Annotated in this window: 26 protein-coding genes, 1 tRNA gene and 1 riboswitch; of the genes, 13 read left to right on the plus strand and 14 right to left on the minus strand. The window is 42.6% G+C overall.

Annotation, left to right across the window (positions count from 1 at the left end; translation table 11 throughout):
- Positions 1 to 32: 32 nt before the first annotated feature.
- On the minus strand, positions 33 to 1,127 hold the full coding sequence (locus ASULF_RS08040) for a DUF763 domain-containing protein (RefSeq protein ID WP_015591223.1): 1,095 nt from the start codon (positions 1,125 to 1,127) through the stop codon (positions 33 to 35).
- Between the two features lie 45 nt (positions 1,128 to 1,172).
- On the opposite strand from ASULF_RS08040, the gene ASULF_RS11400 reads away from it, so the two are divergent.
- Positions 1,173 to 1,901, plus strand: coding sequence for an eIF2B alpha/beta/delta subunit family protein (locus ASULF_RS11400; RefSeq protein ID WP_015591224.1), 729 nt, complete (start codon positions 1,173 to 1,175; stop codon positions 1,899 to 1,901).
- On the opposite strand, the gene ASULF_RS08050 is transcribed toward ASULF_RS11400, so the two are convergent.
- Genes ASULF_RS08050 through ASULF_RS08060 form a run of 3 tightly spaced genes read right to left on the minus strand, consistent with a single transcriptional unit; the run spans position 1,898 to position 3,479 of the window.
- A complete protein-coding gene (locus tag ASULF_RS08050) occupies positions 1,898 to 2,257 on the minus strand; it encodes a DUF190 domain-containing protein (RefSeq protein WP_015591225.1) in 360 nt (119 codons plus the stop codon). The two genes, ASULF_RS11400 and ASULF_RS08050, sit on opposite strands and share 4 nt — an antisense overlap.
- 2 nt (positions 2,258 to 2,259) lie before the next feature.
- Positions 2,260 to 2,637 (minus strand): fluoride efflux transporter CrcB, encoded by a 378-nt coding sequence (gene crcB, locus ASULF_RS08055; protein ID WP_015591226.1) that lies wholly within the window; start codon positions 2,635 to 2,637, stop codon positions 2,260 to 2,262.
- A 2-nt stretch (positions 2,638 to 2,639) separates the two neighbouring features.
- Positions 2,640 to 3,479 (minus strand): prenyltransferase/squalene oxidase repeat-containing protein, encoded by an 840-nt coding sequence (locus tag ASULF_RS08060; protein WP_015591227.1) that lies wholly within the window; start codon positions 3,477 to 3,479, stop codon positions 2,640 to 2,642.
- 12 nt (positions 3,480 to 3,491) lie between these two features.
- A riboswitch (Fluoride riboswitch) is annotated at positions 3,492 to 3,553 on the minus strand.
- 233 nt (positions 3,554 to 3,786) lie between these two features.
- On the opposite strand from ASULF_RS08060, the gene ASULF_RS08065 reads away from it, so the two are divergent.
- Positions 3,787 to 5,352 (plus strand): GTPBP1 family GTP-binding protein, encoded by a 1,566-nt coding sequence (locus ASULF_RS08065; RefSeq protein ID WP_015591228.1) that lies wholly within the window; start codon positions 3,787 to 3,789, stop codon positions 5,350 to 5,352.
- 19 nt (positions 5,353 to 5,371) lie between these two features.
- Here ASULF_RS08065 and ASULF_RS08070 read toward each other — a convergent pair whose 3' ends face one another.
- Positions 5,372 to 6,049 (minus strand): diphthine--ammonia ligase, encoded by a 678-nt coding sequence (locus tag ASULF_RS08070; RefSeq protein ID WP_236609675.1) that lies wholly within the window; start codon positions 6,047 to 6,049, stop codon positions 5,372 to 5,374.
- Between the two features lie 5 nt (positions 6,050 to 6,054).
- Positions 6,055 to 7,014: an alanine dehydrogenase gene (gene ala / locus ASULF_RS08075; protein ID WP_015591230.1), complete on the minus strand. Its 960-nt coding sequence runs from the start codon at positions 7,012 to 7,014 to the stop codon at positions 6,055 to 6,057.
- 189 nt (positions 7,015 to 7,203) lie between these two features.
- On the opposite strand from ala, the gene psmB reads away from it, so the two are divergent.
- Genes psmB through mobB form a run of 3 tightly spaced genes read left to right on the plus strand, consistent with a single transcriptional unit; the run spans position 7,204 to position 10,270 of the window.
- Complete coding sequence (gene psmB / locus ASULF_RS08080) at positions 7,204 to 7,842, plus strand: archaeal proteasome endopeptidase complex subunit beta (protein WP_048098191.1); 639 nt, start codon at positions 7,204 to 7,206, stop codon at positions 7,840 to 7,842.
- A gap of 19 nt (positions 7,843 to 7,861) precedes the next feature.
- Positions 7,862 to 9,766: a beta-CASP ribonuclease aCPSF1 gene (locus tag ASULF_RS08085; protein ID WP_015591232.1), complete on the plus strand. Its 1,905-nt coding sequence runs from the start codon at positions 7,862 to 7,864 to the stop codon at positions 9,764 to 9,766.
- 24 nt (positions 9,767 to 9,790) lie between these two features.
- A complete protein-coding gene (mobB, locus tag ASULF_RS08090) occupies positions 9,791 to 10,270 on the plus strand; it encodes a molybdopterin-guanine dinucleotide biosynthesis protein B (protein WP_015591233.1) in 480 nt (159 codons plus the stop codon).
- 85 nt (positions 10,271 to 10,355) lie between these two features.
- Here the strand turns inward: mobB and ASULF_RS08095 are convergent, their stop codons facing one another.
- From ASULF_RS08095 to ilvE, 4 genes are read right to left on the minus strand one after another with little or no spacing between them, the layout of a single operon-like run.
- On the minus strand, positions 10,356 to 11,108 hold the full coding sequence (locus tag ASULF_RS08095; protein WP_236609676.1) for an A24 family peptidase C-terminal domain-containing protein: 753 nt from the start codon (positions 11,106 to 11,108) through the stop codon (positions 10,356 to 10,358).
- Positions 11,109 to 11,122: 14 nt separating this feature from the next.
- Positions 11,123 to 12,103, minus strand: a complete 981-nt coding sequence (locus ASULF_RS08100; RefSeq protein ID WP_015591235.1) for a homoserine dehydrogenase — start codon at positions 12,101 to 12,103, stop codon at positions 11,123 to 11,125.
- A 22-nt stretch (positions 12,104 to 12,125) separates the two neighbouring features.
- Complete coding sequence (locus ASULF_RS08105; protein WP_015591236.1) at positions 12,126 to 12,638, minus strand: ACT domain-containing protein; 513 nt, start codon at positions 12,636 to 12,638, stop codon at positions 12,126 to 12,128.
- Between the two features lie 18 nt (positions 12,639 to 12,656).
- Positions 12,657 to 13,526, minus strand: a complete 870-nt coding sequence (gene ilvE, locus ASULF_RS08110) for a branched-chain-amino-acid transaminase (RefSeq protein ID WP_015591237.1) — start codon at positions 13,524 to 13,526, stop codon at positions 12,657 to 12,659.
- A gap of 348 nt (positions 13,527 to 13,874) precedes the next feature.
- Between ilvE and ASULF_RS08115 the strand changes: the two genes are divergently transcribed.
- The 3 genes from ASULF_RS08115 to ASULF_RS08125 all read left to right on the plus strand — a co-directional run bounded on the left by ASULF_RS08115 (position 13,875) and on the right by ASULF_RS08125 (position 15,933).
- Positions 13,875 to 14,936, plus strand: coding sequence for a TIGR04084 family radical SAM/SPASM domain-containing protein (locus ASULF_RS08115; protein WP_015591238.1), 1,062 nt, complete (start codon positions 13,875 to 13,877; stop codon positions 14,934 to 14,936).
- An 82-nt stretch (positions 14,937 to 15,018) separates the two neighbouring features.
- Positions 15,019 to 15,204, plus strand: coding sequence for a ribbon-helix-helix domain-containing protein (locus tag ASULF_RS08120; RefSeq protein ID WP_015591239.1), 186 nt, complete (start codon positions 15,019 to 15,021; stop codon positions 15,202 to 15,204).
- Positions 15,205 to 15,213: 9 nt separating this feature from the next.
- Positions 15,214 to 15,933, plus strand: coding sequence for a queuosine precursor transporter (locus tag ASULF_RS08125; protein WP_015591240.1), 720 nt, complete (start codon positions 15,214 to 15,216; stop codon positions 15,931 to 15,933).
- Positions 15,934 to 16,556: 623 nt separating this feature from the next.
- Here the strand turns inward: ASULF_RS08125 and tatA are convergent.
- Positions 16,557 to 16,877: a twin-arginine translocase TatA/TatE family subunit gene (tatA, locus tag ASULF_RS12365; RefSeq protein WP_015591241.1), complete on the minus strand. Its 321-nt coding sequence runs from the start codon at positions 16,875 to 16,877 to the stop codon at positions 16,557 to 16,559.
- Positions 16,878 to 17,050: 173 nt separating this feature from the next.
- On the opposite strand from tatA, the gene ASULF_RS11405 reads away from it, so the two are divergent.
- The 4 genes from ASULF_RS11405 (at position 17,051) to ASULF_RS08150 (ending at position 22,752) form a co-directional block, all read left to right on the plus strand.
- Positions 17,051 to 19,162 (plus strand): PAS domain S-box protein, encoded by a 2,112-nt coding sequence (locus ASULF_RS11405; RefSeq protein WP_015591242.1) that lies wholly within the window; start codon positions 17,051 to 17,053, stop codon positions 19,160 to 19,162.
- Positions 19,156 to 21,240 (plus strand): PAS domain S-box protein, encoded by a 2,085-nt coding sequence (locus ASULF_RS08140; RefSeq protein ID WP_015591243.1) that lies wholly within the window; start codon positions 19,156 to 19,158, stop codon positions 21,238 to 21,240. Before ASULF_RS11405 ends, ASULF_RS08140 begins: the two co-directional genes overlap by 7 nt.
- 79 nt (positions 21,241 to 21,319) lie before the next feature.
- A complete protein-coding gene (locus tag ASULF_RS08145) occupies positions 21,320 to 22,138 on the plus strand; it encodes a fumarate hydratase (RefSeq protein WP_015591244.1) in 819 nt (272 codons plus the stop codon).
- A gap of 5 nt (positions 22,139 to 22,143) precedes the next feature.
- A complete protein-coding gene (locus ASULF_RS08150; RefSeq protein ID WP_015591245.1) occupies positions 22,144 to 22,752 on the plus strand; it encodes a FumA C-terminus/TtdB family hydratase beta subunit in 609 nt (202 codons plus the stop codon).
- Between the two features lie 14 nt (positions 22,753 to 22,766).
- Here the strand turns inward: ASULF_RS08150 and ASULF_RS08155 are convergent, their stop codons facing one another.
- From ASULF_RS08155 to ASULF_RS12340, 3 genes are all read right to left on the minus strand, one after another.
- Positions 22,767 to 24,368 (minus strand): fatty acid--CoA ligase, encoded by a 1,602-nt coding sequence (locus tag ASULF_RS08155; protein WP_015591246.1) that lies wholly within the window; start codon positions 24,366 to 24,368, stop codon positions 22,767 to 22,769.
- Positions 24,369 to 24,612: 244 nt separating this feature from the next.
- On the minus strand, positions 24,613 to 24,900 hold the full coding sequence (locus ASULF_RS08160; RefSeq protein ID WP_015591247.1) for a hypothetical protein: 288 nt from the start codon (positions 24,898 to 24,900) through the stop codon (positions 24,613 to 24,615).
- The gene (locus ASULF_RS12340; RefSeq protein ID WP_269077380.1) at positions 24,893 to 25,018 is read right to left on the minus strand and encodes a hypothetical protein; all 126 of its coding nucleotides are present in this window, start codon (positions 25,016 to 25,018) and stop codon (positions 24,893 to 24,895) included. Before ASULF_RS12340 ends, ASULF_RS08160 begins: the two co-directional genes overlap by 8 nt.
- A gap of 172 nt (positions 25,019 to 25,190) precedes the next feature.
- On the opposite strand from ASULF_RS12340, the gene ASULF_RS08170 reads away from it, so the two are divergent.
- Positions 25,191 to 25,264 (plus strand) — tRNA-Lys (locus tag ASULF_RS08170).
- Positions 25,265 to 25,318: the final 54 nt, after the last annotated feature.

Genomic DNA, 25,318 nt, shown 5'->3' on the forward strand with positions numbered 1-25,318 from the left:
AGGAACTGAACCCTGCATGGGATATTATGGTATCAGGTAATTAATTCATCTGGTCTTAACTTGGCAATTCTCTTTTCAATACTCCTTTTTTCAAAGCTGTCAAGTGTTAGCTGCTGCACAACGGTATCGAGAAAGCTTATACACTCGTCGTACACCTTCAGATCAACGGGAAACGGCACACCATCCTTTCCACCAACAGCGAATGAGTACTTGGCAGGATCCTGCCTGTCATACTCTGAGTTGTATATGAGATCTGCTATCAGGGCAAGAGCCCTTATGGTTCCCTTCCCCATTCCCTCTATCAGAAGCAGATCCTCAAAGTTATCTGGCTGCAAGCTGTAAGCAACTTCAATAGCCTTCCAGTTCACCTTTCTCGGCACAGCATACTCTATTATTCTTCCATCAATCGTTTTCTGCCCCCTGATCTGCTTTATGGAAATGAACTCGATATCCCTCTTCAGAGATCTGGAATCTCTGATGATGTCAAGGATCGTTTTTCTATTTTCCCTGCTATGCTTTGAGGTTAAATTGATTATCTCATTTTCCTTTCTATCTGAGATAATCTCCTTCTGGGATTCAACCTCAATCCTCTCAAACTTTCTGGGTTTGAAATGGTACCTTCTCGCGGTCCTCAGCTTTTCGTTCATTCCCTGCTGTATAACCGTCCAGTAGTTTTCAGAGAATATGATCGCGTGGTGGTAGAGATCGTATCCATCCTGTAACGCGTTGTTATCGATTCTTGCAGATAATCTGCTGTTGGCAATCAGCAAATCAATTTCCGATTCATCGAGAAAGCTGCCGAGCTTCATTATGTGTTCTGGAGTTTGCCTCGCGTTCAGACCCTTTCCTCCGGCAACTCTTATTGCGATCTCTTCGCTGGAGTTTAAAACGGATTTCAGCACGCCTGTCATTACGGTCGTAGCTCCTGAGGAATTCCAGTCGAATCCGAGAACATTCGAGAAGGATTGAAAGAAAATAGGGTTGGATATCCTTTCGAAGAACTCTTTCTCCCCAAATTCGTTGATTATTATCTCTATGATCTGCTTTGACAGCTTCTTCATTCTGTTAAGCAGCCAGTAGGGAGCTTTTCCGTAATGTAAAGGGAGACTTATGGCCGAATATTCCATCAAATCACATTAAATTTTTAAGGTTTTATTGCTTTTGCTTGGTTGATGGATGAAGAGCTTGAAAAGATTATCAGCGACAGGGAGCACGGTTCGAGTTACATCCTCATAAAATCGATAGAGTTGCTGAAGAAGTATAGAGATCCCGAAATAGTGAAGAAAATAATCTCAGCCTTTCCCGAGATGTCTGGCTTGAAGAATATCTTAAATAAAGTTGCTGAGCGAGGCGTTGAGGGTATTGAGGCTGTTGAGAGATATATTAAGGACTCAAATCAAAAGACATCGAGGAATTTGAGGGAAATTGTTGAGGGCAAGGTTGTCACGACGATAAGCAGGAGTCATATTGTTAGCGAAGGGCTGAAATCGGCAAAAAAGGTGTTCGTTCTTGAATCAAATCCCGGTGGTGAGGGCAGACTTCTTGCTGATGAACTTGAGCTTGTAGGAGTTGAATATGTAGAAGTGGTTCCCGATGCGTTCATGGGGTATGCTGTTGCTGAGAGCGATTATGTTATATCTGGGGCGGACAGTATATCTAAGCACGGTTTTGTAAACAAGGTTGGAACTCTACCTCTGGCTCTCGTTGCCAGACACTACGAAGTTCCTTTCATACTTGCTGTACCATCTTATAAGTTTTCATCAAATTTGGTTGTTCAAAACAAAATATTCGAGTTTGTAAGCATGAAGTATGTCAGTCAGGTGGTAAGCGAAATCTGCGTTTGCAGTGCTGAGGAGTTTTTGAAGATTTTGAGGAAGAGAGGAACAGGATTTAAAGTTTAAGGAGTTAAAGTCTGGTTATCTTTTTTGTTACCGTTGTAAAAAACTACCCCCACTTTTTCGATTGTGATTAAGCCTTCCTTGACAACATCCTTTAAAACAGGTAAAACTTTCTCAATCTTCTCAATTTTATCTACGATCTCAATTACGATCGGAAGGTCTGTTGATAGGCGTAGAATGGATGCGGTATGAATAATACTGGTTTTACCAAATCCGGAAATCCCTCTTAAAACTGTTGCTCCAGCAAAGCCCTCTTTTCTGAAAAATTCCAGTAGAAATTTGTAAAGTGGTTTTCCCATATATCTATCCGAATCACCGATATATATCCTGAGAAGGTAAGCTTCATTCGTTTCAACCATTTCTATCTCCTCCATACAACCAGCACGGTTATTCTACCGAGATACACGGCAAAGAAAGATACCAGAATGTTTCCCAATAAATACATTATCATTAAAAAAGTTTCCTTTTCTTCAAACAGCTTAAACAATTCATAACTAAATGTTGACATGGTTGTAAATGAAGCAATTACACCAACGGTCAAAAACAATCTGGTCTCAGCACTGAACAACCCCTCAAGTTCTGAGAGATGCATCACAAGGGATATCAAAAAGCTCCCAATAACATTAACAGATAAAGTACCCAGAGGAAATTCAAGATTGTCTTGAATTAATCCGGCCAGAATATATCGTAAGATTGCACCAATAAACCCACCAATACCAACAATGAAAATGTCAAGCATGCTTACACCATCAAATCAATCATTTCAAGACTTTTCACAGCATAAAATGTATTCTCAAGGGTAGATATACCGCAATAAATACTTCTTCTAAAACCACCATCTGGATTTTGAAGGGTTAAAATGAAATTTCGAGTTTTTTCTGGGGCATCCAATGTATAGTTTAGTTTATAGAGTGAAGAGATCGCATAGTATGTTTCTTCGAGGTATGGAGGATAGCTTTTTGGTGATTTTGCAAATCCTCCTTCTACCTCGAATTTCTTTATAAATTCGGCGGTTTCCTTTTTATCTTCAACAAAATCTATGCAATAAAAAGTATCTCTCAAGTTCGGGAACTTTAAACCAAACCCCCCCTGCGATCTGAAATTTTTGAGGATCATATGAAGGTTCAATCTCTCGGAATATAATTTCAAACAGGAGTTAATTAGGTACAACTCCCTGAGAATATTCGGGCTATCAAAAGAATATGTCGCAGTAATTCCGCCTTTGTCTATTTCTCTTACAGGACGATGAATTCTTCCAATGATGTTTTCTCCAAGGGTATATAGAGTTTCCCTGTAATCAGGGATATCTTCACCCAACAATCTAAGACTTTGTAGGGTGTAAAAAAGGCTATATGGTTCTTTTTTAACGGAATTTAAAAGAAATTTCACAATTTTATTTTTATCATCAATCTTTAATCCTAAGGAGGTTAGAATGCTCAAAGAATAATATGTCTCGGCCAAGGATGGAGGTAATGGCTTGCAGAATGCAAAACCATTCTCCACTCTCCTGGACTGGACATATCTGATGATTTTTTTGCATAGATTTTTGCTTAGCTTTTTTGTAGCTAAATCACGAAACATAAATCCACCCCCCTGAAAACAGGCGTCATCAGCCTTTACGGCAGTTAGAGGTGAACGCCATCACCTTTCTCTTTTCTTTGGATTTAGATTTGAATTAAAACTTTTGGGTTTTGAGATGTTGTGCTTAAAAATATTAATGTGTATGATGGAGAGATTTTTATCGCTTTTGGGTCCAAATGCGAGTGGAAAAACTACTCTGCTCCGATGTATATAAGATTTTTCTGAATTCTGCTCCATTAACCATCCTTTGCAATCATCAAATCTAAACTGAAAATTATTTATATATTGCATGGCTTAACATCCTAAAATGGAAAGAATTCTTGAAATCGTAAAAGATGGCGAGAAAGAGAATATCGAGTTCAAGGAATTCCTTACTGATTATCATCTGAGAGATGATAGGTTTCAGACTCTGGCATGTCAGATGAATCACAGGATTTTGATGGGGAGAGGTAAGGCTGTATATGTTGTTGGTATTTCCGATTCTGGGGAGCTTAAAGGTATAACTCATGAGAGGTTCAACAAAACCCTTCAAATCCTCAAGAAAATAGCTTCCGAAATCGATGCTGAAGTGAGATCGGTTGAGAAATATAAGATAAATGGCGGGATAGTAGGAATAGTCGAGATCTCGAAAACCAGACCAAAGGAGCACATAATTGTGGGCACTGCAGGGCATGTTGATCATGGCAAATCAACGCTGGTAGGATGTTTGATCTCAGGAAATCCGGATGATGGAAGCGGGGCGACGAGCATATATCTCGATACGCTGAAGCATGAAATCGAAAGGGGTTTGAGTGCCGATCTGAGCTATGCTGTGCTTAGCTTTCAGAATGAGGGAGCAATAAAGATGAAAAACCCCCTCAACAAAAACGAAAGGGCTTTGATGGTTGAGAAGGCTGATAAGATTGTTTCGTTCATTGATACAGTTGGGCATGAGCCATGGCTGAGGACCACCATCAGGGGATTGCTGGGGCAGAAAATAGACTATGGCCTGCTTGTGGTTGCCGCAAACGATGGTGTTATGAGGACCACAAAGGAACACCTCGGCATACTGATTGCGATGGATCTTCCGGTTATAATTGCCATAACAAAGGCTGACATGGTGGGTGAGGAGAGAGTTGAGGAAGTTATCAACGAGATATCCAAAACGCTCAGAAGTGTTGGAAGGATTCCCTACCTAGTTAAGGAGAAAGAGGATGCAAGAAGGGTCGCAAGGATACTCTCAAGAGACATAATCGTTCCCATAATCGAAACATCCGCCATAACACTTAAAGGATACGACATCCTTGAAGAACTGCTGTACAGACTTCCAAAGAGGAGCTTTCACAGAGGAGATTTTCTCATGTACATCGACAGGATATACCGGGTATCTGGAGTTGGAACTGTTGTCAGCGGGACGATAAAGTCGGGCGAAATCAGGGCTGGAGAGGAGGTTTATATCGGCCCATTCCATGACGGATCCTTCAGGAAGGTGAGGGTGCAGAGCATAGAGATGCACTATTACAGAATAGAGAGGGCATGCGATGGTGACATAGTGGGACTCGCGATAAAAGGGGCGAGGTTCGATGAGCTCAGGAGGGGCATGGTTTTAACAAAAAAGGAGATCCATCCGGTTTATGAGTTCCTAGCTGAAGTATATATCTTCAATCACCCAACGAGGATCAAAAGAGGTTATGAGCCAGTACTCCATCTGGAAACCATATCCGAAACTGTCGTCTTTGAGGATATAGAAAAGGAGTACATGATGGCTGGAGAGCGGGGGAAGGTTAGAATGAAGTTCAAGTATCATCCATACTACATCTGTAAGGGCCAGAAGTTCATTTTCAGAGAGGGTAAGAGCAAGGGGATGGGAGAAGTTGTAAAGGTACTGGATTGAACAGATCATTGGTTATTATTTAACCTTTATCAACCAGACGATACCTGTCAACAACCATAACGGCAGACATATTATCCGAGACAACATGGCTCTCCAGGATCTCAATCCTCTTTTTGAACATTGGGGCATTCAGCACCAGAGTTTCGAACTCTCCACCCTCTCCGGCCAGATTGATACCATACTTCTCCTTGATCTTTTTAAGCTCCGAGAGAGCTTTTTCATCCATCTTTCTCCCAACCCATTTTTCTGACAGCCCCATTGCAGAAACCTTTACGATTATGAAGTCCATCTTCTCCATCGCCAGTTTCATCACTTCCTCGTCGCTTTTACCCCACAGCGGAGCTATCAGCTTTAAACCCAGTTCTTCACAAACAAGCTCGAACCTTTTCTTCTGGTAACTGGAGGCTATACCACCGATGACTATTCCATCAACATCCAAATTTCTCAGCCCTTTGATCAGGTCTTTTACCTCTAATTCTTCCTCTCCTCTGGTGAATATCTTAAAAAGTGGAAGATCCATCGCGATAGCGGTGGCATCAACAAGATGTATGTTCGGTGTGTGGAACATGTAGGAATCCGGGTTGGAGGATACTACCGATACCAGGCAGTCAATCTCGTTTTCCTCACTTGCCAGATGCGTTGCGAGTAGTGAATCCTTTCCTCCGGATACCAAGCTCGCCAGTCTCATATTCAACATATCCCTCAAAAGAACCTTATTTTCAGGCCAACACCTTTCTCGATCGCTCTACTGTATATTATGCTGGCCGTGGATATATCCTGTATTGCCAGACCTGTGGAATCGAACACCGTGATTTCATCGCCAATCCTTCCCTTGACTTTGCCAACTATAACCTCCCCTATTGTTCCTGCGATGTCGTTCTCGCTAATTATCCCCTTGGACAGCGGAACATTTACCTCCCCGCTATGAAAAGCCTGCTCTTTATCGTCCACGAACACCCTGCTTTTCTTCAGGATCTCGGGATCGAGTTCCTGCTTTCCCGGAGCATCGGCACCTATGGCGTTTATGTGTGTTCCATCAGCAACCCACTCAGCCATAACCACGGGCTTTCTCGATGGTGTTATAGTCACAAGAATATCGCAGTCACATGCCTTCTCAATCCGAGCGAATTCCGCATCGATGTTCTGCTTGCTGCAGTAATCAACGAACTTTTTCGCATGACTCTCGCTCAAATCGTAGCACCTCACCTTCTCAACATCAAAAAGCTTCAAATGGGCTGACAACTGTGTATATGCCTGGACTCCACAGCCAATAAAGCCAATAATTTTGCTATCCTTTCTTGCAAGGTATTTTGAAGCGATTCCTCCAGCGGCTCCGGTTCTCATGTTCGTTATGTGGGTTGCATCCATGACTGCAAGTGGAAAACCAGTTTCAGGATCGTTGTAGATCAGCAGAGCCATAACAGTTGGCAGACCAACCTCGCTGTTATGGGGGTGAGAATTGACCCATTTCACACCAGCCTTGCCATCGAGGTAAGCTGGCATCGCTCTTAGATCTCCTTTTTCGAATTCGAGGTAGATCTTGGCTGGCATTTGCACCTCGTTTTTCCCATGCATTTCAAAAGCATGTTCTACAGCTTTAAGCGTGTCATCCATTGTCAGGATATCCATTATGTCTTCTTTCGTGAGTATGATCGTTTCCATAACCTCAGTTGGTCACCAAAGTAAAAAACTTTTCCGTGAAATGGTTTTTGTTTGTTGAGTTAGCAATGCCGAACTGCAACATGCCTGCTAAAACAATAAAACCAACGAAAATTTTAAAAATTGCTCGGATATAGTTATGTATGCCATCGCAATGGCTTTTCTCATAAAAACTAAAAGAAGTGATTAATCATGATGCAGGATAAAATATATAAAGGAACCACAACCGTGGGATTGATCTGTAAGGATGGAATAGTGATGGGTACTGAAAAGAGAGCCACAATGGGCAATTTCATAGCCAGCAGGAGAGCCAAGAAGATATATCAGATCGCTGACAGAATAGCATTAACCACTGCTGGCAGCGTGGGTGATGCTCAGTTTCTGTACAGGATCATCAAGGTCGAAACCAGTCTATATGAGATAAGGAAAGAAAGAAGGCCGACGATCAGGTCAGTAGCAACAATGGTCTCAAACCTCCTCAACCAGACCAGATATTTCCCATACTTCGTCCAGCTGCTAATAGGTGGAGTTGATGAGAGAGGACCTACAGTGTATTCAATAGATCCCATCGGTGGTGCCATCGAGGAGAAGGATATCGTAGCCACCGGTTCGGGTTCATTGACAGCTTACGGTGTCCTAGAAGACAGATTTTACGAAGGAATGCCAACCGACGAGGCTGTGGAGGTTGTGATTAGGGCGATCCACACAGCGATGAAAAGAGATTCAGCATCCGGAGATGGAATGGATGTCGTCAAGATAACTGAAGACGAATATGTTCAGCTCGAGCCGGAAGAGATTGAAGAGATCATAGCAAAATTCTCCAAGAAATAATCTTAATTTTTTGGGAGTTATGGGAGTGGATGAATACCTTTCAGAATTAAAGCGGAAAGTTGCGGCTTCGCTACCCTCAGTTAGAGTAAAAAATGTCGAATTTGAAGGACCAGTTCTCGTAATCTATGTTGAAAACCCACAGGAGCTTGCAGAGAGTGGAGATGTAATAAAAAAGCTGGCTAAAGATTTAAGAAAGAGAATACTCATACGTCCTGATCCAAAGAGCCTAAAGCCTCCTGAAGAGGCCAAGGAGATAATAAGGCAAATAGTGCCGGAAGATGCACAGGTGACATCCTTCTTTTTCGATCATGAAAATGGAGAGGTTATAATCGAGGCTGAGAAGCCTGGGATAGTCATCGGGAAGCAGGGGGTTATGCTCAGAGAGATAATGAAGGCTGTTGGGTGGAGTCCAAAGGTCATGAGAACTCCGCCTATAAAATCCAAGACCGTCGATAATGTCAGGCAGTTCCTGCTGAGTTCGAGAGAGGAAAGGAAGGAGATTCTTAAAAAGATAGGCGTTAAGATCCATCGAGGGTCTTTCCACGAGGAGAAGTGGGTAAGAGTTACATTCCTTGGAGGATCGAGGGAGGTTGGGAGAAGCTGCTACCTGCTGCAAACTCCAGAAAGCAAGATTCTAATAGATTGTGGAGTTAATGTCAGCAACATCCAACAGTCCCCATACCTGTATGTTCCCGAATTGCAGCCATTGGACTCAATCGATGCGGTTGTTATTACCCACGCCCATCTCGATCACTGTGGTTTGGTGCCAATTCTCTACAAGTATGGCTACAGAGGGCCGATATATCTGACTCCCCCAACGAGAGATCTGATGGTGCTGCTTCAGCTTGATTTCATAGAGGTTGGAGCGAGAGAGGGCAATCCTGTAGTTTACGAGTCCAACCTCGTAAGGGAAGCTTTGAAACACACAATAACGATAGATTATGGTGTTGTTACGGATATAAGCCCGGATATAAGGCTCACATTCTACAACGCCGGACATATCCTTGGCTCATCAATAGCTCACTTCCATATCGGAGAGGGCTTGTACAACATCGCATTCTCCGGAGATTTCAAGTTTGAAAGAACGAGGCTTTTCGACAAGGCGGAAACCAACTTCCCCAGGCTTGAAGCGTTAATAATGGAAGCCACATATGGAAGTGGCAATGACTTCCAGCCAGCGAGGAGGGAGGCTGAGGAGCGGCTGATCAGCATTATAAAGGAGACCGTTGATAAAAAAGGGAAGGTTCTGATCCCAACATTCGCCGTTGGTAGAAGTCAGGAGGTAATGATTGCCCTCGAGGAAGCGATCAGAACAAAGAAGCTTGAGGGGCTGACCGTATATCTTGATGGGATGATATATGAAGCTACAGCAATCCATACAGCGTATCCTGAGTATCTGAACACCCATCTCAGGGACATGATATTCCACCATGGATTAAACCCGTTCATATCCGAGAGCTTCACACAGGTCGATTCCTCATCGAAGAGGGCAGATGTGATAGACGAAGCAGAGCCATCGGTTATTCTCGCAACATCGGGAATGCTTAACGGTGGGCCGGTAATGGAGTACTTCAGACATCTAGCTGGAGATGAAAAGAACACAATAGTCTTCGTTGGATATCAGGCTGAGGGAACTCTGGGCAGGAGAATTCAGAAGGGCTGGAAGGAGGTACCACTAACATCCAACGGCAGGAGAGAGGTTGTGGAAGTTAAGATGAATGTTGAGACTGTGGATGGATTCTCTGGTCACTCTGACAGAAGACAGCTTATGAACTATGTCAGGGCATTGAGTTCAAGGCCAGAGAAGGTGATAACAGTCCACGGAGATGAGTCAAAGTGCTTGGATCTCGCTTCAAGCATTTACAAGACCTACAAGATCGAAACCCGAGCACCCATGAACCTCGAGACGATAAGGTTCGTTTGAATTTAAATTAATGAGTCAGATTGAATGAAGGTTATAAGCATAATCGGCTTCTCTAACTCTGGAAAAACGAGTTTGATAACCCAGCTTGTAGAGTTACTTACAAATCAAGGATACAGGGTTGGGGTCGTAAAGCATTCTGACAAAAAGGTCGATCTCGATAAAGAGGGCAAGGATTCATGGAGGATCTTTAAAGCAGGATACGATGTGGCTGTACTCTCGCCAGTAAAGTTTGCATACCGGGCCAGAAGGGAACTGAGCCTCATCGAGATACTCAGATACTTTGAGGATTACGACTATGTCTTTGTTGAAGGATTTAAAAGCGATATCAGGAATGGCATTGCTGTGGTAAGGTCTCATGAGGAGCTTGATGAGCTACTAAAACAAATCGACCAGAGCAGGCTTGCAGGGATTTATTTCAGAGACGAGATGGGGGTTGAGGTGGATGGATTTAGAGTATTTAATGATGTAAACGATCTTTTTGAGTTCATAATTCATGAGCTATAGTTGTTTCATTACTTTCACCAGATTTCACCAACAGTCTCGGTTTAAGGTTAGATTTAAGGTTCAACTCTTTACTAGGCAAAAAATATCAGTGCAAAATCAGAGATAGAATCAGATACAGAATATCCCCAATCACTACAGATATGATAAAACCAGCTGTTATGAATAGCAGGAATGGTAAATTGGGAGTGACCCAGACTCTATCGATGATTCCTTCATCGTACGCTTTCATCAGCTTTTTCCTGACTTTCTCATCAACCTCAATTCCTCTTCTCACCCTGACAATCTTCCCGCTGTCATCAACGAATTCCAAAACGCTATGGAACTCAGGTATGCTATTTGCTTTAACCCTTTTACCGACAAAGTAATACAAAAAGTTGCCTTTCAGATCCCTCAGACCTTCTCTTCTCAAATTCCGGATGAATGTGATTATGAGCAAAGCCGGAGAGACTATCACGGAGTTGGATAGCACTGAGAAGGCGAAAATCCCGAATCCCTTGTTCAGCAGGGGGAGTCCCATGACAGCTGGATATACCGGGAATATGTACGCCATAACTATGAAAGCCTTTGCATCAGCCCCCCCATAGGTTCCGAGAGAGTAAAGCAGATAGGAGAAAACGAACATCATAACAAACTGCATAACCGAAAAGATTATGGTTGACAGGCTGTATTTAGCAGTAACAAACTCCAGAACAAGAATTGGTGTGAGCACAGCAACCATGTACTTCCACAGCCTGTTAGGTACTATTCTGTACCTTAAGTCCAGTACGCACGCATATAAAAGAAAAATCATTGCTAAAATTATCTTAACAAGTGTTATTATCTCGAGCATAGCCGCCATGTTTAGCTGCATGTCTAGCTAAATGCAAAAATAAGGTCTGATATTATCGCACTTGCAGTCTCATACTTTCCAGCCCCTCTGCCCATGACAACAACATCCCCGGCAAGATCGGTTTTTATCAGAGCGGCATTCATTGTTCCGTGTATCGCAAGGGGATGTTCTATGGGAACCAGCCTTGGTGTAACCCCGATGTAGCCCTTTTTGTTTACCTCTGCAATGAGCCTTATTGTGTAGTTTTTGCTCTTTGCGACATCAAAAGCTTCTGGCGTTATATCCGTGATGCCAACGATCTCAACATCGCTCAGCTTCACATCCATGCCCATCAACGCGTTTGCGAGAATCAGGAGCTTTGCTGCAGAATCGAAGCCTTTCACATCGTAGTCGGGATTCGCTTCAGCAATATTCAGCTCCTGAGCCTCAGCCAGAACCTGCTGATAGGTCATCTTTTCCTGCTCCATCCTCGTCAGGATGTAATTGCAAGTTCCGTTAAGAACTCCTTTTATGAACTCGATACTGTTTCCTGCGAGGTTGTACTTTACTAGTTTGATTAATGGCATCGCCCCACCAACAGTTGCTTCAAACATGAACTTCAACCCTTTTTTCTCAGCCAGCCTGTTTATTCCATGAAAATCAGCAACCAGAGGACCCTTGTTTGAGGTTATAATATGGGCACCCTTCTCAAGACATTTCATGATGTGCGTTAATCCCGGCTCTCCATCATCGATGTTCGTCACGCTGCATTCTATCATAACATCGAAGTCCACGCCTTCTATTACCTCCATAGTGCTTTTTCCATCGAACCTGCCCTTCTTCTTTCGTTCTATTGCTTTGATGATGTCGATTCCATTTTCATCAACAATAGACCCTCTAGAATCGGTTACAGCAACGAGAGAGAACTTTCCAATCTTCTTTTCAAGCTCCTCTTTTCTCCTCAGCAGGATTTCAGCAACACCCTGTCCTACCGCTCCGAAGCCTATAATAGCGATTTTTATCATTTTAACTCTCCTATTAACCTCCCTATGAAAAGTTTTCGTTGATCGGCTCAATTAAAAGTAAATTCTTGCTTCTGCACACATTCCTCATAATTTCCACAGCCTCTTCAAGTTCATCCTTCCCTGTTGCGGATATCGTTATCATCGCCGTGGATGGCTTATTAACCTCTGGCATGTTAATCTGTAGGTCAACAACCTCTGCAAAGCCTGTGGAATCTATTCTGTTGATTGTGTCGCTGAGATCTGTTTTCACTATATGACCAATGATCATAAGGGATGTTGTGGCTATAAGTCTGATCTCATTGTATCTCTTTACCAAAACCCCGCTTTCCTTTAACGCCTCGATTATCCTGTTTGCAATCTCGAGGTTTTTAGCGTCAAACGATATCTCAACCGGCACTCTCTGCAGCGGAGTTTTCTTGTCTCTCTGGTGGATTATGCTGAGTATGTTGCCTCCCTCTCTAGATATAGGCTCTAACGCCTTCAAAAGCTGTCCGGGTTTGTCCTCTAATTCAACAACTATCGATATCACTGGCATCGCATCACTGCCCGGTGATTAATAAATCGGAGTGCCTTCGGACTCGGTTATTTTCTTAAACTCCTCTATCAGCCTTCGGGTTATCTCACCCGGTTTTCCGTCACCAACCTTCCTTCCATCGATCACGGTTATCGGTGCAATCTCTGCTGCAGTTCCCGTGACGAATATCTCGTCCGCAGAGTACAGGTCGTATATACCAAGATTCATTTCCTTGAACGGAATTCCGAGCTTCTCAATTATCTCGATCACGACCTCCCTCGTAATACCCCTCAGGTTGTTGAGGATAGGTGGTGTATAAACTCTCCCGTTCTTTACGATGAAAATGTTGTCCCCACTTCCTTCCGAGATGTATCCATTTGAGTCCAGAAATATCGCCTCATCCCCACCTTTCTCATTGGCCTCAATCTTGCCGAGTATGTTGTTCAGATAATTCAGGGACTTTATGTTCGGTGGGAGAGCATCGATGGCGTTTCTTCTTATCGCAACCGTAACGGCCTTCAATCCCTTCTCATAAAGGTCTCCATAAAGCCTGTCCCACTCTTTTGTGATTATTATTATGTTCGGTTTTGAGCATTTCCTCGGATCCAGACCGAGATCTCCAATCCCTCTCGTTACAATTGGCCTGATGTATGCGTTTTTGAGATTGTTTTTCCTCAGAGTTTCCAGAATTAGCTCCATGAACTCTTCCTTCGAGATTGGTATCTCCAAGCATATTACCTTGGCAGAATCGTAGAGCCTGTCTATGTGCTCCTTCAACCTGAAGACTCGGCCATTATATGCTCTTATTCCTTCGAAGACGCCATCACCGTACAGAAATCCGTGGTCGAAAATACTTATTTTCGCCTCCTCTTCTGGAACAAATTTACCATCGATGTAAACCAAGCCCATAGAAATACACCGATTTAAAGAATTAAGGATTCATATAAAAATATATCGGATAATGGCTGAGCGATGTAGCCTAACATTCTGGCGGGATTCCAGATGCTGTAAAAACTTAGAATATTTAAATAAAAAAAGAAAAATTAAAGTATACACTCCCGAGCAGATGGTACGCAAGCTTGGCAAGATCACCATTAACCTATATCCACTCTACCATTGCCGTTGAAGTCTGCTAACCGATTGGAGCTGCCAAAGATCATGCATCCGAGTATCATCAAATCTGCGATGGAGACATACTATTAGCTGGAAGTGTTGTCAACTTCAATTTTATATGCCATTCGTACATCAAAAAATCCCGTGCTGTACATAATAATCCTGACAGGGAAATGCAACCTGAACTGCAGCTATTGCGGTGGAAGCATTGATGAAAGAATAATGCCTGCTGAGATAAGCTATCCACTGGAGGAGCTATACGAATTCCTGAATCGGGATAGTGACCTATCCATAGCATTCTATGGAGGAGAACCGCTGCTGCGGATAGATCTGATAAAAGATATAATGGAGAATGTGGAGGCAAAACATTTCATACTTCAAACCAATGGATTACTCCTCGACAGGTTAATTGACGAGCTAGATGACATAAATGAGTTTTCCACAATACTGGTATCCATTGATGGTGTAAAGGAGGTGAACGATTACTACAGAGGGAAAACATATGAAAGAGTCATGAGGAATGTTGAGATAATAAAAAAGCACTACAAAGGAGAGCTTATAGCGAGAATGGTTGCCACAGAGAGAACGGATATATACAGGGATGTTCTGCACTTGCTTGAGCGTTTTGAATATGTTCACTGGCAGATAAATGCTGTCTGGGTGGATGAGGATTTCTACAGCGATTTCATTCAGTGGATTAGGGAATATAATCGGGGAATAGGCAAACTTGTGGATTTCTGGATTAAAGAGCTCGAGAGAGGTGTTGTTAGAAAGATAGTCCCGTTTCTCGGGATTGCTTCAGCTTTGCTGGGATACAGTCTACCAAAACCACCTTGTGGTTCTGGAGAAAACTCTTTTGTGATAAGCACAGATGGAAAAATACTCGCTTGCCCCATATGTGCAGACCTCGAGTGGAATCTGGCAGGGGACATATGGAATGGCATTAACAGGAACAGTTTCTTGGATGTTGATAGATGTTCGGGGTGTTCAGCATTCTCTGTTTGTGGCGGGAGGTGCCTGTTCTTCAACAGAGAAAGGCTGTGGAGTGAAAATAAGATGAACGCTGTCTGTGATGCCACCAAAAACCTCATTTCCAGAATCGAGTGGCACATACCACGGATAAAATCCCTGATTGAGGAGAAAATTGTATACGAGAGAGATTTGATTTATCCAAAGTATAATAATACCACTGAAATAATACCCTAACAATAGAAGTGTAATATTTTAGTAATATTCCAGTAATATGATCGAAAACCTTAAATTCTCAAGGTGACCTCTCCAAGAGAGGATGCCAAAGGTTAGTCTCGATATACCGAAAGAACTGTATGATGACCTTATGGAACATGTCGGTGAGGATAAGAAGTTCGTAAACCTAAGCGAAGCTATACGCACGGCAATAAGAAAAATGCTCGATCAGCTGGATGAAATAGATAGAAGACATGGAAGATTAAAGGAAAAGAAATCGAAGGAGTGAGGGAGTACTATGTTGCTGTCAGAATTTGTTATGTGGGTTGCTGTAACACTCGGTATCGTTACAACCATAGCGATCATATCAGAGCGGTTTGGAGTGGAGATTGCAATAGGAATCTATGCATCTCTGACAGTTATAGCAAACATAATTGCAGTAAAGCTGATTTCTGTTGGAACTGTGCCGTACTTCGGCTTGCTCGTGGGACCTGCAGGAGTTATCGTTTATGCATCAACTTTCCTGATAACTGATATAATAAGTGAGATCTACGGGAAAGAGATTGCTAAGAAAACAGTAATTACCGGATTCTTCGCCAACATAGTGGCAGTTGCATCAATCATGATAGCAGTGATATGGAGTCCCGCACCCTTCATGCCAGAAAACCTGCTTAAGAGCTTTGATACAATATTCAGCATGACTCCGAGGGTAGTCATAGCATCTATAATTGCATATCTGATCTCACAGACCCATGATGTTTACGCTTACCATTTCTGGAAAGCAAAGACCAAGGAGAGGTTTCTGTGGTTGAGGAACAACGCATCTACAATGGTCTCTCAGCTTATAGATACGATCGTGTTTATAACACTGGCTTTCTATGGTGTATTCGACTTAAACGTTCTGTTAGCGATGATCACCGGACAGTATCTGCTCAAACTGACAATAGCGCTTGTCGATACACCTTTCATGTACATTGCCGTTTACACGAGAGGTTTGGTAAAATCCTATAATTTATAATATTCGAAATTCTTTTTTTAAATGAAAATCCTTGATACCGATTTTTTAAAAACTTATATGCCTCTAATAATGTATGACAACATAATCTTCGGGGTCTGTGCAACTCAGAAATCCTCCAAGAGGTTGATTTTTGTAGTGAATGAGTAACATTCTGAGACACCTCAGTAAAAAGCTCGCCGATTTTCTGAGATATGGTTTTGAAGAGGTTAATGGGATGGAATTTATGATCTCGTATATGCTGAAGATAGAGGTAAATTAAATAAAGTCATCTTGGAAGCAGAAAATGGTTTTTCGTTTGGGGAAAAGCTGAGAATTGAAACAGGAGATAGTAAATACGGGGAACTTTTTTCGAAATAGGACAGAATATAGCGACTGGAATTTTCGTTGATTACCAGTCAGAAAAGCATATGAGCTGGAAGTGTATAGAAGTTTCTTCGAGAATACGAAGATATTCTCCATATTTTGCAGAAATGCGAAGAACAAAAGACCAAAGTGTTTAAGGTTTTCTATGATGCCCTCATCCGATGCTATCTGATAGCAGGAAAAAGTGAAATGATACCAGTGAAATTCAGGTTTGGATGTATAAATTTTTGAGAGAAAAGATATATCGAAAGAGGGTTTAATTAAGGTTCAGCTTTTTCAGTTTTTGGCAATGCCTTGTTTATCTCTTCGAGAATTTCATCATCACTTTTTCCTTCAGTGTCTATTCCAAGATCCTTAGCGATTTTCTCGAGCTTAGCTCTCTTGTCTTGGGGTGTATACTTACCTTCCTCAAGATCTTTTTCGAATCTCCTCAGCTCGATTTCAGCCTCTTTCTGTGCTTTTTTGAATTCACCCATGCTTTTTCCGAGACTCCTCGCAAGCTCAGGGAGTTTGCTTGCTCCAAATAGCAGGAATGCTATCAACAAGATTGCGAGCAATTCATTTGGACCTATGCTGAACATTCGAACACCTCCAACGCTACTATGTTGGTGTTCCAATATTTAAAATCTTCCGAGCAAAATGGACCAACTGAATAGAATAATTCTGTTAAGATTTTGCTGTAGTATGCGTGCTATGTATCATAATCATGCCTACACTAAAAGTGTTAAATATTTAAATAGTACATAAAGATATTATGGTTAATAAACCTGATAGAGAAATTTCCGTTAATTTAGAAGATGTTCTTGATCAACTGGACTTGCTTGCAGCTCTCATTGACGAGGATTTCAACATTTTAACGATAAACAGGGAGATTGAGAGGCTGTTTGGAAATGTTACCGGTAAAAAGTGCTTTGAGGTTTTTCATTCGGCAAATGCCCCACCAGATTACTGTGCGATCCTGAACCTTCTGAAAGGTGGAAGTGGTGAGGAAGAGTTCTACGAACAGAGCATCGGCAGATGGCTGAAGGTTAGAGCGAGCAGGCTAAACATCGGTGATTCCACAGTTTTCCTGCACCTCGCAGAAGATGTAACTGAAAGAAAAAAGATGGAAATGGATCTGATCGAGAGGGAAAGGAAGTTCAAGTCGCTGTTTGAATCTGCTGTTGATATAATATACCTCCTGTCACCAGAAGGAAAGATACTGGATGTAAATCCAGCAATAAAGTCGATCGGATACTCGAAAGAGGAAATTATCGGGAAATATGTGTACGATATTTTCACTCCCAATTCAAGAAAAAAATTTTTCGATAAGCTGGATAATCTGATGAAAGAAGGATTCCTGCGACATGAAGTTGAGGTGGTTTCAAAAGATGGCAGGATAATCTCTATGGAGTGTGTGGCCTCCATAATACGGGATAATGGAGATGTGAGTTCAATAATATCCATTCACAGGGACATCACTGAGAGAAAGCAAATGGAAGAGAAGCTTAAAGAATCTGAAGAGAAGTACAGGACGCTGGTTGAAAAAACACATGATGCTGTTTATCTTCTCACACCAGACGGTTTTCTGTTCGTCAACGATAGAGTGTGTGACCTTACAAGGTACACGAAGGAAGAGCTGTACAGAATAGATCCCTTAGACCTCATTCATCCCGATGACAGGGAACGCATAAGGGAATACATAAGAAGGAGATTTAGTGGAGAGAAAGCTCCGGAGTCCCATATATCAAAGATTATCACCAAAGATGGGGAAACGAGGTATTGTGAATTCTCGGTCAAGGCGATAACCTACATGGGCCAGACGGTGATTCTTGGAAGTGTGAGAGACATAACTGAAAAAAAGCTGATGGAGGATAAGCTAAGAGAGTCTGAGGAGAAGTATAGAACGCTTGTGGAGACTATAAACGACATCGTATTTGCACTAGATACAGAGGGAAGATTCACATACCTCAACAAGAAATTCGACGAAATCACAGGATATTCTTCAAAAGACCTTATTGGAAAGCATTTCAGACTTGTTCTCGCTCCGGAATATGTTGATTCAACGATAGAGAAGTTTAAAAGAGGCTTGTCTGGTGAGAAAATACCGCTGTATGAAGTTGAACTGATCGGAAAGAATGGAAGAAGAATCTTCGTGGAGCTGAATGTAACGAACATGAAGGGTAGAGATGGAAAGGTCATAGGAAGGCTTGGGGTTGCCAGAGATATCACCGAAAGAAAAAAGATGGAGAAGAAGCTGGTTGAGCTGAACGAGACGCTGAAACTTATAAATAAAATACTCAGGCACGATTTGCTGAACGATCTGACAGTTATAAGCTACGCTCTCGAGATGTATAAAGAGACGGGAGATGAAGAGATCATTGATAGGGCTTTCAAGGCAATTGAGAGGGGTATTAAACTGATCAGGAAGATGAGAGAGCTTGAAGGGCTGACAAACCTTAGTGAGTTGAGAAAAATTAGTGTCAGGAAGGTTGTTGAGGATGTCACTGAAAAATATCAAGAAATTGAATTTAAAGTGAGTGGAGATTGCGTCGTTTTTGCGGATGAGGCTTTTGGCTCTGTGATTGACAACATAGTGAACAATGCGATTGTGCATGGCAAAACTGACAGGATAGATATAACGATAAAGCATAATGGTTTCTGTGAGATAAGAATCGCAGACTATGGCAAAGGTGTTCCGGATGAGATAAAAGAGAAGATTTTCGAGGAAGGATTCTTCTCAGGAGATACTGGGCATACTGGCCTGGGTCTGTATATTGTGAAGAAGGTTGTTGAAAGATACGATGGAGAGGTCTGGGTGGAGGATAACGAACCGAAAGGAGCTGTGTTTGTGATAAAATTGAAAACTGCTGATCACAAATGCTGAAAAGGTATAAAGACTTCTTCGAAAAATCGGAGGAGGCTTTCTTCATAATCGATAGCGATGGGAGATTTGCTGAAGTGAATCGAAAGTATGTTGAGATGCTCGGCTATTCCAGAGAAGAGTTGATAGGGCATACTGCGAGAAAGCTCGTTCATCCAGACGATCTGGAAGTGTTAAAAAAGAATTTTTTAGAGATCATCAACGGTAAAGCTACGAGATTCGAGTGCAGAGTCATAGCAAAAGACGGCAGGGTGATGTATGTGGAGATTGTTGAATGGCCCATTTTCGAGGAGAACAGAGTTTCCGGGGCGGAAGGCATACTTCGGGATATAACAAAAGAGAAAAAGCAGGAGCTCTGGCTGAGAGAATCAGGAAAAATGTTCGAGGCACTTGCAGAAAAGTCACTGGTCGGGATATACCTCATTCAGGATGGTGTTTTCAAGTATGTCAATCCAAAACTTGCGGAATTGTGGGGGTATGATGTTGATGAGCTTATTGGAAAAAGCCCCCTGCAGTTTATCCATCCGGAATACAGAGAACTAGTTGATAAAAATCTCAAACTCAGGATCGATGGAAAAGTGAAGGCGATCAACTACAAGCTCCAGATAATACGGAAAGATGGTGAGGTCAGAACAAATGAGGTGTTTGGATCCAGAGTCACTTACGGGGGACGACCGGCCATCATTGGGACGCTTATAGACATCACGGAGTCCGAAAGATACAGGAAAAAACTGGAAGAATACCGGAGATTCTATGAGAATGCTCAGGATCTGTTCTTCATACTCGATAACAATGGAAGGTTTTTGGATGTCAACCCAAAGTATGCAGAAATGCTCGGCTATTCCAGAGAAGAGCTGATAGGGCATACTGCGAGAAAGCTCGTTCATCCGGATGAGGTCTCAATGGTTAGAGAGAATTTCAGAAAGGTCATGCAGGGAAAAACAGTCAGGTATGAAGCAAAAGCAATTGCCAAAGATGGGAGAGAGTATGTGATGGAAGTTATACTATGGCCAGTGTTCGAGAATGGCAGGGTTGTTGGCGCCGAGGGAATTCTGAGGGATATCTCTGAAAAGATAGCCATGGAAAAGAAAATCAGAGAGAGTGAGGAGAAATTCAGGAAAATCTTCGAGAAATCACCTAATCTGATTGCAATAATAAACAGAGATTTCGCTTTTATCGAGGCCAATCCGGCCATGGTGAAAAACCTTGGTACAAACCCAATCGGCAAGCGTTTATCCGAAGTTTTGCCGGAGAATGTTGCGAACAGGATGATGAAATACATTAAAAGGATGTTCAAACGAAATAAGCCGCTAAAATTCAGGGATGAGAGTAACGGTAGATACTTCATAAATACACTGGTACCGATTGATTTACCTGATGGAAAATACTGCTTGGTTATCTCGAAAGATGTGACCGATATCGTCAGCATGGGTCTGCTGTTGAAGGCTATGAATACAGTAAACGAGATGATCATGTCAGGAGAGACTGAGCAGAACATACTCAGAAAAGCCTGTGAAGAGCTTAACTCGCTCGAGGGTTTTTCAGCCACAATATTAACAATCGATGGGAAGAAAGTTAGCGTTGCATACAAAAACGAATTTCTGAAACAGGAGTGGATTGACGAGATAGTTGGTGAAAGCCTGAGATACAGAAGAGCTATACGAAAAATGTTTACAGACCATGAAGGCAAAAAAATCAAGATACTCTCATTCCCGATGATTGTTGAGAGAGAAGTTAAGGGTCTGATCGTGCTTCACACGAACAGGTATCTGAGTCGTGATGAGTTCAAGCTGATCAACACCTTGGCAAGCAATCTAGCTTCCGCACTGAAGGCAACAGAACTTGAGAGACTAAAAAGAAAAGCTCTCATTCAAATCGACAGGAATATCGAGCAATTTGCGATTTTAGTTGACCAGATACGGAATCCCCTGTCCGTAATATACGGCCTTGCTGAAATGGAGATGGATGATAAACTCGCCAAAATCGTTACCGAACAGATTGACAGAATCTTGAAAATTGTCGAAAAACTCGACAGGGGATGGCTGGAGTCTGAAGAGATACGAAAGTTTCTGTGGAAATAGCATTGCCGATAGTATCAACCATTCAAGGTAAAAAGTAAAGTTTTTCTAAAGATTAATCGTAACTGAAACCGGTGATCAGATGGAGTATGATGATGTTGTTGAAGCAGTATATGAGCTGTTTTTAAAGGCTGAAACCGATCTTGGCGAGGATGTTGTTGAGGTAATCAGGAAAGCTTACGAGAAAGAGACCAACGAAACTGCAAGAAACAACCTTTCTGCAATACTCAGAAACATCGATTCTGCAAGAAAGCTTAAAGTTCCAATGTGTCAGGACACTGGAATTCCGATCGTGTTTGCAGAAGTTGGCAGAGAACTCTGCATTGACTTCGATCTGAAACAAGCCATCATCGACGGTGTTAAAAAAGCCACATCCGAGATACCGATGAGGCCGAATGCGGTACATCCACTATCGAGAGAGAACCCCGGAAACAATGTGGGCTTTCATGTCCCGCAAATAAACATAGATTTGGTGGATGGTGATACATTGAAGCTCGCGGTAATGCCGAAGGGTGCTGGTAGTGAAAATGTCTCCGCTCTGAGGATGTTGCTTCCATCCCAGATAAAGGAGATTCCGAAGTTCATAATAGATGTTGTGAAAAACGCAATGGGCAAGCCCTGTCCTCCGGTATTTCTTGGGGTGGGGATAGGCTCAACATTCGATGGATGTGCAAAGCTCGCCAAGAAAGCCCTTTTGAGAGATGCCAGGAAGATGACGGATGTTGAGCAAAAAATCACCGAAATGGCCAACAGGCTTGGAATAGGACCCATGGGGCTTGGTGGAGATACCACCGTCCTCGGAACATTCATAGAAATTGGTTACTGCCATACTGCATCGCTTCCAGTGGCTGTCAATGTGCAGTGCTGGGCGAACAGAAGGGCTGTAACATATCTGAGGTGATAGTTATGGAGTATTATATCGAAACTCCCATCAAAAAGGATGAAATTCTGAAGCTCAGGGCTGGAGATATAGTCTATGTTAGCGGCGAGATCTTCACGGCAAGGGATGAGGCCCATATGAGGGCGATAGAGTATATGGATGAAGGGAAAGAATTGCCCGTGAACTTTGATGGAGCGGTTGTGTATCACTGCGGGCCCCTGATGAAAAAAGTTGGTGGTGAGTGGAAGGCTGTCTCAGCCGGACCAACAACTTCAGCCAGAATGAACAGTTTAGCTCCTAAGATTCTCGAGAAAGTTGAGGTCATGGGAATAATAGGCAAGGGTGGTATGAGCTCGGAGGTCGTGAATGCGCTTAAAGGCAAAGGAGTTTACTTCGCATACACCGGAGGGGCTGGGGCTCTGGCAAGTCATGCGATTAAGAAAGTCAAGGGAGTTTACTGGGATGATCTCGGGATGCCTGAGGCTGTCTGGGTGTTTGAGGTTGAGAATTTTGGCCCGCTAATCGTTGGAATAGACAGTCATGGAAACAGTTTGTATGCGAGAATAAACGACAGCATTGAAGCAAACTATAAAGAGATCCTGAAAGAAATAGAAAATATAAAACTTAAATTATAATTTTTAGCTCTTTCTTAGCTGTATCTCTGTTTCAGCACTTTCTTGTCTATCTTGCCCACACTCGTCTTTGGAATCTCATCAACAAACTCGTATCTGTCGGGAACTGCCCATTTGGTGATCTTTCCTTCCTCAACGAATTTCATCAGGAATTCTTTAAGCTCTTCAGGAGTTGGTTTCTCTCCCATCGGGGTTATGATTGCAAGAGGCCTCTCGCCCCACTTCTCATCAGGGATACCTATGACGGCAACCTCCCTCACCTTCGGATGCATGCTGAGGAGGTTCTCAAGCGTTAGCGTTGAAATCCACTCTCCACCGCTCTTCACGACATCCTTGAGCCTGTCAACTATGGTTATGTATCCAAGCTCATCAACAACGGCTATATCTCCAGTATGGAGCCATCCTCCCTCCCATAGTTCCTTGGTCTTCTCCTCGTTCTTCAGATAGCTCTGGGTGAGCCATGGCGCTCTTGCAACGATCTCTCCCATCTCTTTTCCGTCGTTCTTCACATCCTCCATGTTCTCGTTAACAACCCTGATGTACACCAACGGTATCGGGAATCCGGTCTTTATCATGTACTCTATCTGTTCTTCCTCGCTGAGGTCTCTGACTTCTGGTCTCAGAAATCCCAGAGTGAGCACAGGGCATGTTTCGGACATTCCATACCCAGCCATTGTGATTATACCCTTCTCTCTTGCCCTCAAAGCCAGTCCTTTTGTTAATTTCGAACCACCAAGGACAACCTTCCAGTTGTTGAACTTCACACCTTCGGGCAGATTATCAACGATCATCTGGAGTATCGTTGGCACACAGTGGCTGAAGGTTACCCTTTCGCTGAATATGAGCTTGGCAATCATCTGGGGTTCATATCTACCCGGATAAACCTGTTTGTAGCCAAGCATGGTTGAGACATACGGTATTCCCCATGCATGGACATGGAACATCGGAGTTAGAGGCATGTAAACCTCCCTGTCACTCAGCCGTATCGCACTTGAGCGTCCGAGAACAGATACGGCAACAGCCAGAGTGTGGAGAACAAGCTGTCTATGGGTAAACCAGACACCCTTTGGCCTTCCGGTGGTTCCTGTTGTGTAGGCCATTGTTGCCATCGTATTTTCATCAAAGTCGGGGAAATCGTAATTGCTATCAGCATCTTTAAGCAGGCTCTCATATTCCATATCCGTCAGAGAGGTTTCGGGCATCCCATCATCGGTCATGACCACATAGTGCTTAACAGTATCAAGCTTATCCTTGATCGTCTCGATTAAGGGCAGAAAGTCCTTGAACACGAAGACAACCTCATCCTCAGCATGCTGCATTGTGTAAAGAATATCCTCTGGACTTAACCTGACATTAACGGTATGCAGAACCGCACCAACCATCGGTATTGCGTAATAACATTCAAGATATCTGTGTGAGTCCCAGTCGAGCACAGCAACCTTTGTTCCCTCTTTAACACCGAGGCTTTCAAGAACATTCGCCAGTTTCTTAACCCTCTCGTACATGTCCTTGTATTTGTAGCGGTGCAGGTCTCTGTACACGATCTCCTGATTTGGTGCGTACTTCACACCACTTTCGAGTATATGTTTTATCAAAAGCTGATAGTTGTATGCATACATCCTAGATCACCTACACTGTTCATAACTGATTAACCATTTAAAAGTTTCTAAATTTTTGTTTATCGAAGAGATTACAGAGAAAAACATGTATTTGCTTTATAATTTAGTTAAGAAAACTTTAAAATATAAGTTCGATTTATAATTATTTTTCAACATCTTTTTTTAACCTCCCAAACAACCCGCTTCGTGCCGAGGAAATTGAAGTTCTAAAATCCGCAATAAATGTGGTTGCTACAAGGAAGGCCTATTTTCCGCTTATGCTCTTTCCTCTCTCGAGATCATCGATCTGATATGCATCCTCAAACAGGTGGATCATGTGATCATAGCATAATATTTTCATTACAGTCTGTGGCAAGGAAGTCATTCGCTGATAGATCGTTTTGTTGCCATTGTTCTGGAGATAAACTTCCAAAACGATATATGTCAAATTATCCTCTGCAACTCCCGAATACCTGTCCAGCAGTTTGAATGTTTTGAACCACACCTTTTTAACACAGACCTTTGCTGCCTCGACATCTGTGCAGTTACCCAACTTTCAGCAAAACCTTCTTTGCCGGAACCTTTTGGCCATTAGTATTCTTCGTTGGTTTGTATGAGCCTTTTGTTAGGTTTTTGAGATCATTAATTTTTGCGATGTTCCTGACTTTCATATAATGATCGACACAGCTGGATCGATCTACAAAACCGTTTTTCTGAGTAATTCCGGGAAGTTTTGCAGAAATTTTAAATTCCGTCACTGTCCCAATATACAGAACATACAGAGAGATATACTCGTTGAGCACCACAATCCTTATAAGCACAAGCCAACAGGCATAATGTAGTGGGCCGGTAGCTCAGCTAGGCAGAGCAGCGGACTCTTAATCCGTCGGTCGGGGGTTCAAATCCCCTCCGGCCCGTACCTGATTGGGTTCAAAACCAAAAATTGGTCCTGTTTATTCATAAGTGGAATT

It is taken from the genome of Archaeoglobus sulfaticallidus PM70-1, assembly GCF_000385565.1.
GTDB lineage: Archaea > Halobacteriota > Archaeoglobi > Archaeoglobales > Archaeoglobaceae > Archaeoglobus_A > Archaeoglobus_A sulfaticallidus.

Bases quoted from the DNA above. Each gene is read 5' to 3' on its own strand.
- ASULF_RS08040 (WP_015591223.1), bottom strand. From the start codon at position 1,127: ATGGAATATTCGGCCATAAGTCTCCCTTTACATTACGGAAAAGCTCCC.
- ASULF_RS11400 (WP_015591224.1), top strand. From the start codon at position 1,173: ATGGATGAAGAGCTTGAAAAGATTATCAGCGACAGGGAGCACGGTTCG.
- ASULF_RS08050 (WP_015591225.1), bottom strand. From the start codon at position 2,257: ATGGTTGAAACGAATGAAGCTTACCTTCTCAGGATATATATCGGTGAT.
- crcB (WP_015591226.1), bottom strand. From the start codon at position 2,637: ATGCTTGACATTTTCATTGTTGGTATTGGTGGGTTTATTGGTGCAATC.
- ASULF_RS08060 (WP_015591227.1), bottom strand. From the start codon at position 3,479: ATGTTTCGTGATTTAGCTACAAAAAAGCTAAGCAAAAATCTATGCAAA.
- ASULF_RS08065 (WP_015591228.1), top strand. From the start codon at position 3,787: ATGGAAAGAATTCTTGAAATCGTAAAAGATGGCGAGAAAGAGAATATC.
- ASULF_RS08070 (WP_236609675.1), bottom strand. From the start codon at position 6,049: ATGTTGAATATGAGACTGGCGAGCTTGGTATCCGGAGGAAAGGATTCA.
- ala (WP_015591230.1), bottom strand. From the start codon at position 7,014: ATGGAAACGATCATACTCACGAAAGAAGACATAATGGATATCCTGACA.
- psmB (WP_048098191.1), top strand. From the start codon at position 7,204: ATGATGCAGGATAAAATATATAAAGGAACCACAACCGTGGGATTGATC.
- ASULF_RS08085 (WP_015591232.1), top strand. From the start codon at position 7,862: ATGGGAGTGGATGAATACCTTTCAGAATTAAAGCGGAAAGTTGCGGCT.
- mobB (WP_015591233.1), top strand. From the start codon at position 9,791: ATGAAGGTTATAAGCATAATCGGCTTCTCTAACTCTGGAAAAACGAGT.
- ASULF_RS08095 (WP_236609676.1), bottom strand. From the start codon at position 11,108: ATGGCGGCTATGCTCGAGATAATAACACTTGTTAAGATAATTTTAGCA.
- ASULF_RS08100 (WP_015591235.1), bottom strand. From the start codon at position 12,103: ATGATAAAAATCGCTATTATAGGCTTCGGAGCGGTAGGACAGGGTGTT.
- ASULF_RS08105 (WP_015591236.1), bottom strand. From the start codon at position 12,638: ATGCCAGTGATATCGATAGTTGTTGAATTAGAGGACAAACCCGGACAG.
- ilvE (WP_015591237.1), bottom strand. From the start codon at position 13,526: ATGGGCTTGGTTTACATCGATGGTAAATTTGTTCCAGAAGAGGAGGCG.
- ASULF_RS08120 (WP_015591239.1), top strand. From the start codon at position 15,019: ATGCCAAAGGTTAGTCTCGATATACCGAAAGAACTGTATGATGACCTT.
- ASULF_RS08125 (WP_015591240.1), top strand. From the start codon at position 15,214: ATGTTGCTGTCAGAATTTGTTATGTGGGTTGCTGTAACACTCGGTATC.
- tatA (WP_015591241.1), bottom strand. From the start codon at position 16,877: ATGTTCAGCATAGGTCCAAATGAATTGCTCGCAATCTTGTTGATAGCA.
- ASULF_RS11405 (WP_015591242.1), top strand. From the start codon at position 17,051: ATGGTTAATAAACCTGATAGAGAAATTTCCGTTAATTTAGAAGATGTT.
- ASULF_RS08140 (WP_015591243.1), top strand. From the start codon at position 19,156: ATGCTGAAAAGGTATAAAGACTTCTTCGAAAAATCGGAGGAGGCTTTC.
- ASULF_RS08145 (WP_015591244.1), top strand. From the start codon at position 21,320: ATGGAGTATGATGATGTTGTTGAAGCAGTATATGAGCTGTTTTTAAAG.
- ASULF_RS08150 (WP_015591245.1), top strand. From the start codon at position 22,144: ATGGAGTATTATATCGAAACTCCCATCAAAAAGGATGAAATTCTGAAG.
- ASULF_RS08155 (WP_015591246.1), bottom strand. From the start codon at position 24,368: ATGTATGCATACAACTATCAGCTTTTGATAAAACATATACTCGAAAGT.
- ASULF_RS12340 (WP_269077380.1), bottom strand. From the start codon at position 25,018: ATGAAAGTCAGGAACATCGCAAAAATTAATGATCTCAAAAACCTAACA.